The organism is Labedaea rhizosphaerae (assembly GCF_004362825.1).
Taxonomy (GTDB): domain Bacteria; phylum Actinomycetota; class Actinomycetes; order Mycobacteriales; family Pseudonocardiaceae; genus Labedaea; species Labedaea rhizosphaerae.
This window is the reverse complement of the sequence record NZ_SNXZ01000002.1, coordinates 806,818-822,304: the sequence shown is the minus strand read 5'-3', so window position 1 is coordinate 822,304 and position 15,487 is coordinate 806,818. Positions and strand designations below refer to the sequence as shown.

Below are 15,487 nucleotides of genomic sequence, written 5' to 3'. Positions count from 1 at the left end.
GCCGAGCAGTCCGGTGTGGTCAGTTGCCGGGCCACCACCGCGACCAGAACGAGTCGTCGCGCCGGCGCGCGGTCACGGCGACGGTGATGATGCCGATGGCCAGCAAGCTGATACCCGCCACGAGAGGCATCGTGGTCGACACGCCCGTCCATGCCAGGTGACCAGGACCGCCCGAGCCGCCGGAGCCGTTCGAACCGCCCGAGCCGCCGTTGGAGCTACCCGAACCGCCGGTGCCGCCTGAGCCTCCGGTGGCGCCGGCGCCGGTCACCGGGTCCACCCCCGTCCCGGGCTTGGGCGCGGCCTTGCCCGGCTCCAACGTCACCGTAGCGCCGTCGGCCCCGGTCAGCGGCTCACCGGTGTCCCCGAGGGCCGCCACGGGCGCGGCCGTGTACGACGCCGTGTCGTTGAATTCGGTGACGCTCTCGTCGGCCGGCGTGGTGACGGTGCACTTCATGCCGTAGGCCGCACCCGCGTGCAGGCTCGTGTCGCCGTGCAGCGGCGGGAAGTCGCAGTCCTTGGCGGTGTCGTTGTGCACGTCGACGTCCATGGCCACGTCGCCCACGTTGTGCACGGTCACCGAGAAGTCGACCTGCTCGCCGTGCTTGGCCTGCGGTGGGTCGACCGTCGTGCTGATGGTCAGCGACGGGTTGATCACGTTGACCCGCAGCGGCTTGGTGCCGACCCGCATCGCGCGGTTCGCGCCGTCGGTGGCCGTGGCCACGGCCTGGTTGTCGAAGGTGCGGTCGGGTTTGGCCGTGCACTCGAAGGTGGCGCTCTTGCCCGGCTCCAACTGCGCGAGCGGGGCGGGGGAGCAGTCCGGCAGGGTCGGGCTCGACACCTTGACGCCGGTCACGGGCCCGTCCGCGGCGGTGCCGGTGTGCGTGACGGTGAAGGTCACCTTGGCCTGGTTGCCGAGTCGCACGATGGGCTGGTCGACCGCCTGGGCCAGGGTGATCAACGGCTGCAGCACGGTCAGCGTCACCGGGTCCGCGGTGCCGGTCACCGGGTCGCCGTTGATGTCCGCGGCCGCGGCCTTCGCGGTCAGCTCGACCTGCCCGGTCTTGGTCGGCCGGGCCGTGCACTTGACCTGGACCGACGCGCCCGGGTCCAGCGACGGGATCACGGGGGCCTTGCAAGTGTCCGGAATGGACACCGCGATGTCCGTGAGCGTCTCCGAGGCCTGCGTCCCGGTGTTGGTCACGTCGAACGTCAGGCCGACCGTGTCGCCGAGGTACAGGGTGTCCTTGTCGGCGGTGGTCTTGACGGTGACCGCCGGGTGGATGACGGTCACGGTCACCTGCTGGCTCCGCGCCGTCACCGGCTGGCCCTGCCCGGTCCCGGTCATGACGCCGTAGCTGTCGAAGTTCTGTGCGGGGGCAAGGGTGACGCAGTCGAACACCATCGGTTTGCCCGGCGACAGCGTGGTTCCCGGCGCCTTGCAGTCCGTCGCCGCGCCGCCGACCACGTCCTGGTAGACGACGTCGGTCAGGTCGCTCTCGGTGTTGTTGGTCAACCGCACCGAGAACGTCACCGGCTTGCCCTCGCCGACCGCGAGCTTGTCCGGCACCCGCTCCACCGTGTACGGCGCGGGCAGCACCTGCACGGTCGCGCTCGCCGTGGCGCTCACGGTGTTCTTGCCGCCGGTCGTGCCGGTCAGGTAGGTCCCGGTCACCGTCGCCTCGGTGGTGAACTGGGGCTGCACGCGGGCCGGCTGGACGCAGGTGACCGGGGTCGACTCACCGGGTTGCAGCGCGGGCAGGGTCGTTGGCGTGCACCGGATGCCGTCGTCGTCGCTGTCGGCGTTGCCGTCGTCGCGGGTGACCAGGTGCAGGCTGAGATCGCTCAACGGGAGCGAGCCGGTGTTGCTCACCTGCACCTGGAAGGTGGCCAGGTCGCCCTGGGTCACAGCCTGCGCGGGCCCGGTCATCTGCACCGACACCTGCGGTGCGACGGTCTCGGCCAGCACGATGCTCTGCACGACGACGAAGTCCTCGACGCTGTTCACGCCCACCTTGATGTCGCCGCTGCCGTTGTCGGTCAGCGCCGGCTGCACCGTCTTCGCGTCCACGCTCATGTTGTTGACCGGGTGCGTCGCCGGGTCGAGCGGGTCGAGCGCGCCCAGGGCGCAGGACCGGAAGAAGTCCGAAGTGGACTGGCCGGAACAGGGCTCGGTGGCGGGCTGGTCGTCGACGGTGAACGTGTCGCCGCCCTGGCGCCAGTCGCCGTCGAACGCCGTCACCCCGAGCACGGTGGCCGCCGTGGACCGGTTGCGGGCCACCCCGGGGAGGGTGACGCTCGTGCCGGTCAACGCGGGCGTGAGGCCGGGTAGCAGGTTGTCCACCAGCGGCGGGACGCCGGGCAGCAGTGGCTCGATGAGCCCGGCCAGCAGGGCCGAGCTGCTCGGCATGTCGTCGGCGTAGATGTCGATCACGCGTGGGGCCTGCTGGTCGCCGTGCGGTTGGCCGTAGTCGTAGACCACCTCGATCGACCAGCCGCCCGCGCACCCGGGTCCCGTCGGCGCCCACACGTTGCTCACCGACAGCGTGATCGCCTTGCCGGTGGGCGCGTGCGCGAACGCGTCCGTCACGTCGGACCAGGCCGTGTAGATCCGGCTCGGCTCGGCCAGCCCGTCGGTGGTCCGGAAATGGTCGGGGCCGCGGGTGATCGGATCGCCGCCGTCGACGGAGAGGTCCACCTGCTGCGTCTCGGGTGACGGCGCGGCCGGCGGGGGCGGCGCCTCGCCTTGCAGCAATATCGGGCGGATGCAGTTGATGCCGGCGAAGCCGAGGAAGGTCCCGGTGTGCCCGCCCCAGTTGAGCTGCGCGTACTTCACGGTCGCGCCGTCGGGGATGGTCACCTCGGCACTGCTGGAGTCGAAGGTCTCCGCGCGGTCGTCGCGGTCGGCCAGGTACATGTAGTAGCCGTCGTTGTTGCCGCTGTTGTCGAGCAACGCACTGCTCGACGGACCCTGGCCCCGGGTCGCGGCCTTGCAGTCGGCGGGGGAGTTGTCGCCCGCGGTCTCGTCGCCGGTCGGGCAGCGCAGCACGCTGTTGCCCGCCATGACGACGTCGCCGTACACCGCGTCCCGGTAGGTCGGCTGCACGGTGGGGCTCAGCGGGTCGGTGCTCTCGTCCGCCACGTGCTCGGCCGGGGCTCGCGAGGAGTCCGGTGTGGACTGTGTGAGCCCCAGCGGCGCCGCCAGCAACAGCAGCAGGAAGAAGACGACCGTGTACCGGGGCATGGGCACTCCCTGAGCTGTCAGTGCTCGGTGATGGACGTTCGGCGCCACCGGGGCTGGGGCGTCTCCAGCGGTCTCTGCACGGAGTCGTGCACGTCGAGCACGGCCGCCTCCACCAGCGGCGCGGGCTTGCGCAGCCGCGACGGCAGGGCGGGGGCGGTGATCGTCATGTCGACGGCCGAACGCATGGGGACGCCGAGCGCGCCCCACAGGTCGGGACCGCCGCTGACCGGGGACCAGCCGAGCCGCACCGGGAGCCCGGCGCTCTGACCGGCGAGGCTCCCGCAGAGGTGGTCCGGGCCCAGCACGTCCTCGTCGGCGTGCGCCTCGAGCACCGCGCCCAGCAGCTCCTGCTCCTTCTCCGTGTCCGTCGCCCACGTCGTGACCAGGTACGACACGTGGTAGAAGTGGACCGGCGCCATGGAGCCGGTGACCCGGCCGTCCTCGTTGCGCATCCTTATCCGGGCGGCCGGCATGCCGACCGGGGCGTCGGCGATCCCGTACTGGAACACGTTGACCAGCCCGGCCCGCGGTGGGCGCTGGGCCTTCGCCAGCTGGATGGGCTGCTCGAAGCCGACAGCCGTGCCCGGCGGCAGTTCTGCCGTCAGCCACTTGCGGATCGAGGACGCGAGGTCGGCCAGCACGCCATGAGTGTCGGTCGCGGCGCGGGCGCGGACAGCGTGGTCGTGGCCCGCCGCGCGGTCAGTCGCGGTTGCCTTCGAGTGCAGCCGTGGCTGGCCGTGACGTTGCGCGTCGACGCCACGCGCGACGGCGCGGGCCACTGCGAACCTGATCCCAGTCTCAATTCACGTCGGAACTGCTCGAACTGGGAGACTCGATGGCCAACTACTTGGCTCCAGGTGTGTATGTCGAAGAGGTGTCGTCGGGGTCCAAACCCATCGAGGGTGTCGGCACCGCGGTGGCCGGATTCATTGGGTTCGCCGAGAAGGGACCGATTTCCGAACCGACCCTGATCACCAACTGGACCCAGTACACCCGCACCTTCGGCGGGTTCGTCGAAGGCGCCTACCTGCCGCACTCGGTGTACGCCTATTTCCTCAACGGCGGTGGGTCCGCATTCATCATGCGACTGCCTTCGGGTATGGAGGAAAACGGCGACGGGCCGGTGCCCGGCCAGGCCGCGATCCCGGCCGCCTCGGGCGACGACGGCCGCCCCGCGTTCGAGGTTCGGGCGATCTCGGCGGCGAACGAGGGCGAGCTGACCGTCTCGGTCGGCGAGGCGAGCGAGCCCGCCGACGGCAACTTCCGCCTCGACGTGCTGCAGAACGGCAAGGTCCAGGAGTCCTTCGACAACGTCACCGTGAAGCGCGGGCCGAACAACGTGGCCACCGTGGTGCAGAAGCAGTCGAAGCTGATCACGCTGGACCAGACCAAGGGTGGCACGCTGACCGCGCCGCGCAAGGACACCGTCACCGCGCTCGCCACCCGTGCGCCCGAGCCGACGCCGGTGCCCCGCTCGACCTACATCGGCAATCCGTTGGACCGCACCGGAATCGGCGGCTTCGAGGCCATCGACGAGATCACCATCGTGGCCGCGCCGGACCTCATGTCGGCCTACGAGCGGGGCCTCATCGACGACGACGGCCTCAAGGCCGTCCAGCTGGCGATGATCGCGCACTGCGAGCTCATGTCCGACCGCGTCGCCATCCTGGACCCGCCGCCTGGGCTGAACTCCCAGGAGGTGCGGGCCTGGCGGACCGACATCGCGGGCTACGACTCGAAGTACGCGGCGCTGTACTGGCCGTGGGTCGAGACCATGAACCCGGACACGGGCCAGAAGATCGCGCTGCCGCCCTGCGGGCACATGGCGGGCATCTGGGGTCGCACCGACCAGACCCGCGGGGTACACAAGGCCCCCGCCAACGAGGTCGTGCGCGGCGTGGTCGGGTTGCAGACCGTGATCAGCCGCGCCGAGCAGGAGCTGCTGAACCCCATGGGCGTCAACTGCATCCGGGCGTTCCCCGGGCAGGGCATCCGGGTGTGGGGCGCGCGAACCCTGTCCAGCGACCCGGAATGGCGCTACATCAACGTGCGCCGGCTGTTCAACTTCATCGAGGAGTCGATCCTCGGCGGCACCAACTGGGTGGTCTTCGAGCCCAACGACCAGTACCTGTGGTCGGCGGTGCGCCGCGTGGTCGGCACCTTCCTGCAGCGCATGTGGCAGTCCGGCGCCCTGGTCGGCCGGTCGGCGGACCAGGCCTACTACGTCAAGTGCGACGAGGAGAACAACCCGCCGGAGTCCCAGGACACGGGGCACCTCTACATCGAGATCGGCATCGCCCCGGTGAAGCCGGCCGAGTTCATCGTCTTCCAGATCTCCCAGATGCCGCACGGCGCAGCGCTCGAAGAGTGAGCGTTCACCCCAACCCAGCAAGGAGTGAGCAATGGCTTTGCCCGGTGGACGCCAACAGGGCGCCCGGTTGGACCCGACGAACACGCTTGTCAGCGCGGCGCGGTTCTACCTTCAGTTCGATGGAATGACCGGCGGCGAGATCACCTTCGCCGAACTGACCGGCATCGTCTCGGAAGTCGAGGCGACCGAATACATGTCCAGCGGCTCCTTCGGGGTCACGCTCGGCAAGCAGTTCGGCAAGAACAAGCCGCCGACCGTCACGCTCAAGCGCGGTGTCGACATGGACCTGACGCTGTGGAAGTGGCACAAGGACGTGCTCGACGGCAAGCCGACCGCCCGCCGCGGTTGCACGCTGACCCTGTGCGACACCTTCGGCACGCCGAAACAGGCCTACAACCTCGTGAACGCGTGGCCGACGAAGCTGTCGATCAGCGGCATGAAGGCGGGCGGCAGCGACACGGCCATCGCCGAGGTCACGCTCACCTGCGAGCAGATCAACCTTGATGAGCAGATCAAGGGGAAGCCGCCGACATCATGACCGTCGCTGTTGCCGAGCAGTCCGGGTTGCGCACCGAATACCCGTTCCAGCTGCCGCGCGGATTCGTGGACGAGCAGGGCGGGGTGCACCGGGAAGGTCTGCTCCGCCTCGCCACGGCGAAGGACGAGCTCACCGCGCAGGCCGAGCCGCTGGTCCGGCAGAACCCGGCGTACCTGTCGATCTACCTGATCATGCGCACGGTGACCAAGCTCGGCACCGTGCCCGTGATCGACCGGTTCGTGGTCGAGCACATGTTCGCCTCGGACCTCGCGTTCCTGCAGGACCTGTACCGGCGGGTGAACCAGCAGGGCAACACCGAGGCCGAAGTCGGGTGCCCGCAGTGCGGGCACCAGTTCCTCGTGGACGTGACGGGAGAGGCATCGCCGTGATCGGGACGCAGTCGACCGACCGTTTGTGGGAGGAGATCGTCTACATCGCCTACCACCTGCACTGGTCCCTCGACTCGATCCTGGAGCTCGACCACCCGACCCGCGCGCGGGTCATCAAGGAGATCGCTGACATCAACACCCGGCTCGTCGACCAGGACCGGCAGTCCGCAGAGGAGGTGGCATGATGATCCGCTGGCCGTGGCGGCGTCCCCGCCCGAAGGCGACCGAGTCCGCCGCCCCTGCTCCTGTCAAGTCCACTGTGGACCATTCGGGTGGTTCGGGCGGTCGGTATCGGCCGGCGTGGCGGTCGCTGCCACCACTGCACACCAGCGTGTCGGAGGCGGCCCCGCTGACGCTGAGCCGGGCGCCGATCTCGGTGGTGCAGCGGCTGCGGGTCGCCGACGTGCGGGCCGGCGCCGCGCCGCTTTTCCCGGGCCGTGTCAAGGGAATCGTGACGGCGACCCCGGTCGGCCGCGACCTCGTCGACCTGCCCTTGCGGCGCCCCGTCGACCGGCCGGAAGCGGACTCCCAGGCCGGGGAGTTCGTCGACGAGCCGGGGCTCGACGAGCCGTGGTTCGATGTGGGTGCCGAGGTCGTCGAGGTCGCGCCCGAGCGGGACCTGCCCGAGCTGGTCACGCCCGCGGACCTGGCGCCGCCACCCGTGCGGGCGGTCGTGGTCGAGCCGGCGTCGCCGTCGCCGTCACTGATCGTCGCGGCGGTACCGCCCCCGCAGCTGCCGGAAACCCCGGAGTTGCCGTCGAGGTACCTGCACATCACGTACCGGCAGCAGGACATGCAACTCGCCGAGATGTACGAGGAGGCGAACGAAACCCCACCGCCGGAGCCGAACACCTACCAGCGAACGGCTCCAGTCGAGTACGTGGCGCCTGCGGCCCCGGTGGTCGCCGACCTTGCGGACACTTTCGAAGCCGCATCGCAACCGCCGGACGTGGCGCCACCGACCCCGAGGCGAAGGCCGAGCCTCGCCGAGAGCCGGCGGGCCGGGATCAGGATCAAGCCGCGCAAGCCGCATGTCGAGGGCGCCGACGCGGCTCCGGCGAGCACCGACTCGCCCGACGCGCCCGGCTCACCCGACTCACCCGGAGAGGCCGCGCCGGGTGAGCCGGAACCGTTGGTCATGCAGGCGCCGGTGGTCGTCGATCGTCCACAGGAGACTGAAGCTGTTCCGGTCGAGGTGGCGCAGGGCAGGACGCATGAAGACCCGCCAGTTCCGGCGCCGCTTCCCTTTGTCGAACACGCCGTGGCCGAACCGGCCCGGCCCGCGCTCGAGCCGCCGGCCGTCGTGGACGAGCCGGATGAAACCCCTGCGCCATCACGGTTGATCGCCCCGACGACCACCCAGGTGGTGCCGGCGGTGGTGCCGGTCAGCCGGGACGCCGGTCAGCCGATGGCCGAGTTAGGTGACCCGGTTGTGGCTGCGCCGCCGGAGGGTCCGACCGACCTGCCGGTGGCCGAGCGTCCGGTGGTGGCGCCGATCAGGTCGAGCGATGTGGTCGTGCCGGAGCCGGTGGTGGATCAGGAGAACCAGGTGCGGCCGGAGATCGTGTCCGGCACGGAGAAGTCGGTCGGCGAACCGGTTGTGCCAACGCGGCTGATCGAGCCGGTGTCGGCGCAGGCGGCGGACGCGCCCGAGGATCGTGGGCGAGTGGCTGACGGGCCGGCCACTGGCCACCGAGAGGTGGTGGTGCCTGCGGCCGGTGATCGGGTTGAGCCGCTGCCGTTGGCCGGACCGGTGGCGGCGCAAGGAAAACCGGTGCCGGCGGATCGGCCTCAGCCTGCCGATGGACCGATGCCGGCGCGCGGGTCGGTAGCCGACCCCGTGGTGTCCGCCCGGCTGATCGAGCCGGTGCCGGCGCCGAGCACCCCGGTGGCGGCCGAGGAGCGGACTGACCTGGTCGTGCCCGCGCGGGTGGTCGAGCCGGTACGACACGATCGCACCGAGGACGAGCCCGGGCGCGCGGAGCCGGTGACGGAATCGGTTGAGCCGGTGGCAGCCCCGTTGTCGGGCAATCCGGCGGACGTGTCGGACGACCATGGTCCGGAGGCTGAGCCTGAGCCAGCCGATGTCGGGTCGGACGCCCCAGCTGGGCCGGCACGATTGGTAGGTCCGGTGGCCACGGCGTCGCACGGTCGGTCGGAGGACCGGGCCGAGCGTGCTGCCGAGGAGCCGGTGGTGGAGCGCCCGGATGCGGCTGCGCCCGTCGTGGCTACGAAAGTAGTCGAACCGGTGGCAGCGCAAGGAAATCCACTGCCGCTGCCGGTCGTGCGGGACGGCCGACGCGGCGCCGAGGCACCCGTGGACGGGTCGGGTGAGCCGGTTGTGGCTGCGCGGCTGATCGAGCCGGTGCCGGCGCAGGACCACCCCATCGCCGTGGCGGACAACCGCGGGCCCGCCACTGAGAAGTCAGCGCCATGGGCCGGGTCGGGGGAGCTGATCGTCCCGGCGCGGGTGGTCGAGCCAGCGCTCCCCAAGGAGGCAAGGCCTGCTGTCGATGAGCCGGTGGCTGATCGGCGGCCGACCGGGTCGAGCGACGTGGTCGCGTCCGGCCGGTTGATCGAGCCGGTGGCCGCGGCACCCCAGGGCGATCCGGTGGAGATGCCCGGGCGTGCCGTCGTGACGCCGGTGAGTGTGGCTAGCCCGCCGCGGGCACTCGGCGCGGATCACGTTGCACCGCAAGGAACTGAGGGCGGCTTGCCCTTGGCCGTTCGGCCCGTCGAGGCCGACCGGGGATCGGCCGCACAGGGCGGCCTCTCGGAGATCGTGGCAGAGATTTCGGAGCCACACCCTGGTGGCGGGCTCGACTTGACCACCACGCCGCAGCTCGCCCCCACCGCGATCGCCGCGATGGGTGCGGCGCTGGGGCGGGCGGCCACCTCGATCGTCGAAAGCGTGGCGCCGCCCGCGCTCGTCGCACCCATGCGCCGGGCGCTCGGCGTCGACATCGCCGACGTGCCGGTCCGGCGGGGTGCTCCCGTCTCCGTGACGGCGAACCGGTTGCGGGCGCGGGCGTTCACCGCGGGCGGGGTCGTGCACCTGCCGGACAGCGCGGGCGCGATGGACAGCGGCCACGCGGCTCCGCTGCTGGCGCACGAACTGACCCATGCCGCGCAGCAACGGCATTTCGGCGTCACGCTGCCCGGCCTGGAGACGACGACGGGCAAGCAGTTGGAGGCCGAAGCCGTCGCGGTCGAGCAGTGGGTCGCCGGGGGGAGCGTCGGCGCGCCGCCGGTCGTGTCGGGGCACGGCGGGCGGGTGCAGCTCGCCGACGAGGACGACGAGGCCAGTACGTCCAAAGAGGACTCCGAAGAAGACGAGGAAGACAACGAAGACGCGGACGTCGAGAAGAAGGCGGAATCGGGCGGCGAGTGGTCGTTCGAGGTCCCGGACGACGTGATCCCCGGCGCGGGACCGGGCGGCATGTGGGGAATGTTCGCCAATGCCGTGCCAGGCTTCGAGAAGCCGGAGCTCAGCGACGACATGCCGGACCTGTCGGACCTGTCGCCGGCGGGCCTGCAGCAGATGTTCGCGCGGACCGCGGGCTCGGGCGGCCCCGGTGGTCCTGGCGGTCCGGGTGGGCTTGGCGGACCTGGGGGTCCAGGTGGACCGGTTGTCGGCCCGAAGAAGGGCGGTGGCACCGCACCGGTGCCGGCCGGGAACACGCCGGCGGACCTGGTGGCGGCCATCGTCGACGCGATCGCCGATCGCCCGCCCCGGCGCTGGCTGGACCTCGACGACCTCGACCACTACGACGAGATCGCCCAGCGCATCTACAACACGTTGCAATCCCGGCTGCGCTACGACGTGCTCCTCGAGCGCGAGCGGTCCGGCACCCTCATGGATTTCGGCTGAGGAGCGAGCATGGCGAAACCCAACAACAAGAGCCCGCTGGTGCTGGCCCAAGGCACGGCGCAGCGGTTCGTCGTGCGCGCCGGTTCGCACGAGCTCGGCGACTGGGCGGCGGTCAGCGGCCTCGAGGTGAAGTGGGGCATCGCGGATCATCGGGTGGGCGATTCCGACCAGTACTTCAAGTTCGCCATGGTGCAGAAGTACGAGCCGATCAAACTGCGCCGTGCCCTCGATCCCGAGGGTTCCAAACTGGTGCAGCAATGGCTCGACGACGTGCAGCGGCTCGGCGCGCTGCCCGAGGACGGCGCCGTCGACATCGTCGACAGCGCGACTGGTCAAGTACTGCTCACGTGGACGCTGAAGGCGATGTTCCCCATCCGGTGGAAGGTCACGGACTTCGAGGCGAGCAACGCGAAGCCGTACGTGGAGACCCTGGAGGTCGTCCACTCCGGACTCCTGACCGGCGCCTACCGGGCCCAGGCCTGACCGCATTCGAGACCGAGGAGAACCAATGGGAACACCACCACCGGGTGCGCAGCCGTCGCTGGGGATGGCGGCCCGGTTCCAGGTCAGGGTGTGGACGCTTTCCTTCGCCATGAACCTCGGTCTCTGGTCCTCGTGCAAGGGCCTCGAGGTGAAGACCAAGATCCACAAGGCGTACAACCCCGGGAACTACTCCTACGAGCGGATCCTGTTCGCCGACATCAGCTACCCGACGGTGAAGCTGGAACGGGCGATGGAGAAGGAAAGCAGCCAGGCCGTGCAGAACTGGCTGACGACGTGGTGGCAGCCGTGGGCCCAGCCGGGGTTCAACCCGTTGTCGGGCTACAGCCCGGCGCACGAGATGTTCGGCTCGCCCAACTTCGTGACGATCACCCTGCTCGACGCGGCCTGGGACGCGGTCGCCTCGTGGACGTTGCGCAACGCCTACCCGGCCGGCTGGTACGGCCCGAGCATGTCGGCGAGTGACAGCAAGGTCGCCATCGAGCGGCTGGAGATCGACCACGAAGGCTTCCTGGACCTCGACGGGATCTCGATGGGCAATCCGCTGTCCGGGATGCTGGAGAGCCTGGCCGGTGGCGGCTTGGCTGCTCTTGCGGGCGGCTTGGGGCTGGGCGGTTCGGGCTCGGACTCGGGTTCTGGTTCGGGTTCCGGCGCCGACGCCGGCTCGGGCAGCGGCGGCAGCGGCGGCAGCGGCGGCAGTGGCAGTGGCGCCGGCGGAGGGGCCGGCGGGGTCGGCGTCGGGAACGCGGGATCCGGTGGCGGATCGGACGACCGGGGCCGGAGCGCCGGAGTGGGCGCGGCGTCGGGCGGCGCGGGGAGCCGGGGATCGGGAAGCGGGGTCGGCGGGGCCGGAGCCGCTGTCGGCGGCGCGATGGTCGGCGGGGCGATGGCGGCCGGGATGGGCAGCCCGTCGCGCGGCACAGCCGGGGTGGGCACCGGCGGTGGGGGGTACGGGCCCTCGGCCGGCGCGGCGATCGGCGGAACGGGCGGCGGCGGTCGCGGCCACTCCGGTGGCGCGGCGATCCTCGGCGGTGAAGGCACGGGTGACGGCGGCGGCCACTCCGGGAGCGGGCATTCGGGTGGCGACGGCGCTGCGGGCCCAGCGATGAGCGCGGCGATCGGCGGTGGAGCGGGCCGGAGCTCGGGGCACGGATCGGACGAGGCGGGCGGGGCCGCGCCCCTCGTCCCGAACGGCCCGTCGAGCAGCCGATCCGGCGGCGCGATGGGCACGGGTGGCGCGGTGGGCACGGGTGGCGCGGTGGGCGGCGCGGGCGGCAAGGCGAGTGGCGGTAAGGCAAGTGGCGCGATCGGCAAGGCGGACGACGAATGAACATCAACCCGCTGCAGTTCGCGAACGCGGGCCTCGGCTTCCTCACCGGCAACGTGCCGGTGTCGCTGACGTCGACCGAGCCGCCGTCGCTGGACCCGAACGTGCCCCCGGACCTGCTCCCGATCCTGCCGTTCAGCATGAACCCCAAAGGCGTGAAGCTGGAGAAGGGGAACAAGACCGAGTCCGACCGGGGCGTGATCGCCACGACCCTGCAGGACGCGCTCCGCGCGACGGGCAACATCCGGCTCCAGCTCAGCGAGGCCTTCTTCCTCGGTGCCGGCTTCACCACCCTGGCCGTCGAGCAGCTCATCCGGTGGGCCACGCCGCGGCCGATGTCCGCGACGGACGCGCTCAAGGCGAACAACGTGAACGCGATGACCAACGCCATCCAGCAAGCCGGGCAGAACTACCTGAAGAACATGGCGGGTGGCAACAGCACCGCGGGTGGCTGGTCGACGCCCTCGACGAAGAAGCCGACCATCAACCCGGCCGACGCGATGCTGAAGATGCCGGTGTACTACCGGCTGCCGGTGCTGCGGTTCATGTGGGGCTTCGGTGCCCCGCTGAACAACGAGCTGGTCAACCTGGAAAAGGTCAGCGTCGACTACCAGCGCTTCGACTTCAGCGGGACCCCGGTCTGGGCGAAGGTGAGCCTCACCCTCGTCCAGTTCTCCCAGCCGGCCCCGCTCACGAACCCGACCTCCGGTGGCGTGACCGGCCGGAGCAAGCACGTGGTGAGCCAGGGCGAGAACGTCATCCAGATCGCGACCCGTGCGTACGGGTCGCCGAACGCGTGGCGGTGGGTCGCCGAGGCCAACGGCATCGACGACCCGCTGCGGGTGAAACCGGGCCGGACGCTGATGCTCCCGCCCCCCGGCGAGGCATTGGAGGTGACGGCATGATCCCGGACCCGTCGGAGCAAGAGGAGTTCGTGGCCAACACCGAGCCCACAGGCCGGCCGGCCGTGACGGTCGACGGCAAGATCCTGGCCGACGACGCCGTGCACCGGTTGCGGCGGGTCGTGGTCGACAACGACCTGCACCTGCCGGGCATGTTCGAGCTGACCTTCATGGACAACGACGGTCTCGCGGTGAGCAAGGCGGGCATCCAGATGGGCTCGGAGGTCACCGTGATCGCGGTCGACCACATGGCCCGGGCGTGCACGTTGATCGTCGGCGACGTCACCGCGATCGAGGGGCAGGTGCAGGGGATGACCCTGCTCACCGTGGTGCGCGGGTACTGCGGCGCGCACCGGCTGCAGCGGGCCCGCCGCAGCCGCAGCTTCATGAACGTCACCGACGCGGACGTGGCCAACCTGATCGCCGGGCAGAACGGCCTGACGATCGGCGAGGTCGTCGCCACCAGCACCACGCACTCCTACCTGGCCCAGGTGAACCAGACCGACTGGGAGTTCCTGCAGGCGCGGGCCCGGGAGATCGGGTTCGAGATGGGTGTGGAGAACGGGCGGTTCTACTTCCGGCCGGGCGTCAACAGCTTCGTCGAGGCCGGCGGCGGGAAACTGGGCATGGCCCGCAGCCTCCTGCAGATGGCGAGCGGCGCGATGAGCGCGGTGACCGTGCAGTTCCCCGACGACCTGCTCAGCTTCCGGCCGCGGTTCACCGCCGGGAACCTGACGCCCGACGTCGAGGTCCGGGTGTGGGATCCCATGGCGCGGACCGCGTCGGCGCACGACGTGAGCACCCCGGCCGAAGGCGTGGACAGCGCGGCGTACCTGGGCGGGATGTTCACCTCCGGTGGCCTGGGCTCGGCGCTGGACGGGGCCATGCAACAGGCGGAGGGTGTGGTCGACTCGCTGAGCCTCAGCGGGCTCGACTCGGCCGTGAACACGGTCGAGGGCAGCGTCAACGACACGCTCGCCCAGGCCTCCGGCGGCCTGCTCGGCTCACCGGTCGGGTTCCTCGGCCCCACGGCCAGCCCGACCGCGCACATCGTGGTCGACCGGCCGATCGCCAACGACGACACGATCGCCACCGAAGGGCCGATGGTGGCCCGCGCGCTCGGCACCGACTTCGGCAGCACCTACGCCGAGTGCGAGGGCGAGGCGCGGGGGAACGCGGCCATCCAGCCCAATGTGGACATCGACGTGCAGGGGGTGCAGGGCCTGTTCACGGGCAAGTGGCAGGTCTCGCGCGCCCGGCACGTCTTCGACGACTCCGAGTACGGCTACCGGGTGATCTTCTCCGCGCACGGGCGCCAGGACCGGACGATGCTGGGCCTGACGTCCAAGGGCACGCGGTCGAGCGACCGCAACCCGGTGCTGAGCGGCGTGGTCTGCGGCGTGGTCAGCGACTGCAACGACCCGCTCGCCAAGGGCCGGGTGAAGGCCACGCTCCCGTGGCTGTCCCCGACGTTCGAAACCGACTGGGCGCCCAACATCCAGTTCTGCTCGGGCCCGCGCAGCGGCGCGATCTTCATGCCCGAGATCGGCGACGAGGTGCTGATCGCGTTCGAGTTCGGCGACGTGCGCCGGCCCTACGTGCTCGGCGGGATGATGAACAACTTCACCCAGTGGAGCATCGCCAAGTCGGGGCCGATCTTCGCCGGTGGCCTGGCGGGCCTCGCCACCGAGGGGATGATGATGGGCGGGCAGATGGCCGGCGCCGCGCTCGGTGGCATGGTCGCCGGACCGCTCGGCGGCATGGCCGGCGCCGCGCTCGGCGGCGAGCTGGCCCGGGAGGCGGGCAACGAGGCCGTCGAAGCGGTCTCCGGCAACGCCATCGTCCCGGGGATGGTCAGCGAGGTCCACCACCGCGGCTTCGTTTCCAGCACCGGGAATGCGTTGCTGTTCTACGACGTGCCGATGATCCCGCCGCTGCCCACGGCCGCCGACGTCGGCTCGGTCACCGGTGCGGACCTCGACGCCGGCGGCGGCACCAGCGACGGCGGCATCGACATCGTCGACCCCGCGGCCGGTGCGTTGGCGTCCGCGGTGCGGATCGGGGCGCAGACCGGCGAGACCGCGGTCACCATCGACCAGGTGAGCGCCGGGATCAACATCACGGCCTCGCCCGTGCTGGGGGCGCCGGAGTCGATCCTGCCGAACATCAACATCGTGGCGCAGAACGGTTTCCTGAACATGGCGGTCGGCGAGGAAGGCTCGATGCTGATAGACGGCGGCGCCGCCCTGTTCATCAAGTCCGCAACGGCCATCACGCTGGACGCCCCCACGATCAACATCGTCGGCCTGCCGCTGATCAACGGCGTGCCGATCCCACTGTAGGAGTC

At 70.8% G+C, this 15,487-nt stretch carries 11 protein-coding genes; 9 read left to right on the top strand and 2 right to left on the bottom strand.

Annotated elements, in window-relative coordinates:
* Positions 1 to 19: 19 nt before the first annotated feature.
* Positions 20 to 3,241 (bottom strand): CARDB domain-containing protein, encoded by a 3,222-nt coding sequence (locus tag EV186_RS12925; protein ID WP_133849461.1) that lies wholly within the window; start codon positions 3,239 to 3,241, stop codon positions 20 to 22.
* 17 nt (positions 3,242 to 3,258) lie between these two features.
* Complete coding sequence (locus tag EV186_RS12920) at positions 3,259 to 4,020, bottom strand: Pvc16 family protein (protein ID WP_166659154.1); 762 nt, start codon at positions 4,018 to 4,020, stop codon at positions 3,259 to 3,261.
* Between the two features lie 56 nt (positions 4,021 to 4,076).
* On the opposite strand from EV186_RS12920, the gene EV186_RS12915 reads away from it, so the two are divergent.
* The 9 genes from EV186_RS12915 to EV186_RS12875 are packed head-to-tail and all read left to right on the top strand — an operon-like array spanning position 4,077 to position 15,482.
* Entirely contained in the window at positions 4,077 to 5,612 is a 1,536-nt protein-coding gene (locus EV186_RS12915; protein ID WP_133849459.1) for a phage tail sheath family protein, read from the top strand.
* A 31-nt stretch (positions 5,613 to 5,643) separates the two neighbouring features.
* A complete protein-coding gene (locus tag EV186_RS12910; protein WP_133849458.1) occupies positions 5,644 to 6,150 on the top strand; it encodes a phage tail protein in 507 nt (168 codons plus the stop codon).
* Positions 6,147 to 6,539 (top strand): phage tail assembly protein, encoded by a 393-nt coding sequence (locus tag EV186_RS12905; protein WP_133849457.1) that lies wholly within the window; start codon positions 6,147 to 6,149, stop codon positions 6,537 to 6,539. Before EV186_RS12910 ends, EV186_RS12905 begins: the two co-directional genes overlap by 4 nt.
* Positions 6,536 to 6,724, top strand: a complete 189-nt coding sequence (locus EV186_RS12900) for a DUF6760 family protein (RefSeq protein WP_243754004.1) — start codon at positions 6,536 to 6,538, stop codon at positions 6,722 to 6,724. Before EV186_RS12905 ends, EV186_RS12900 begins: the two co-directional genes overlap by 4 nt.
* Entirely contained in the window at positions 6,721 to 10,410 is a 3,690-nt protein-coding gene (locus EV186_RS12895) for an eCIS core domain-containing protein (protein ID WP_133849456.1), read from the top strand. Before EV186_RS12900 ends, EV186_RS12895 begins: the two co-directional genes overlap by 4 nt.
* A gap of 9 nt (positions 10,411 to 10,419) precedes the next feature.
* Positions 10,420 to 10,893: a phage tail protein gene (locus tag EV186_RS12890; RefSeq protein WP_133849455.1), complete on the top strand. Its 474-nt coding sequence runs from the start codon at positions 10,420 to 10,422 to the stop codon at positions 10,891 to 10,893.
* 25 nt (positions 10,894 to 10,918) lie between these two features.
* Positions 10,919 to 12,241: a phage tail protein gene (locus EV186_RS40480; RefSeq protein WP_133849454.1), complete on the top strand. Its 1,323-nt coding sequence runs from the start codon at positions 10,919 to 10,921 to the stop codon at positions 12,239 to 12,241.
* Positions 12,238 to 13,143, top strand: a complete 906-nt coding sequence (locus EV186_RS12880) for a LysM peptidoglycan-binding domain-containing protein (protein WP_133849453.1) — start codon at positions 12,238 to 12,240, stop codon at positions 13,141 to 13,143. Before EV186_RS40480 ends, EV186_RS12880 begins: the two co-directional genes overlap by 4 nt.
* Complete coding sequence (locus EV186_RS12875; protein ID WP_133849452.1) at positions 13,140 to 15,482, top strand: phage baseplate assembly protein V; 2,343 nt, start codon at positions 13,140 to 13,142, stop codon at positions 15,480 to 15,482. The genes EV186_RS12880 and EV186_RS12875 overlap by 4 nt, the downstream gene beginning before the upstream one ends.
* Positions 15,483 to 15,487: the final 5 nt, after the last annotated feature.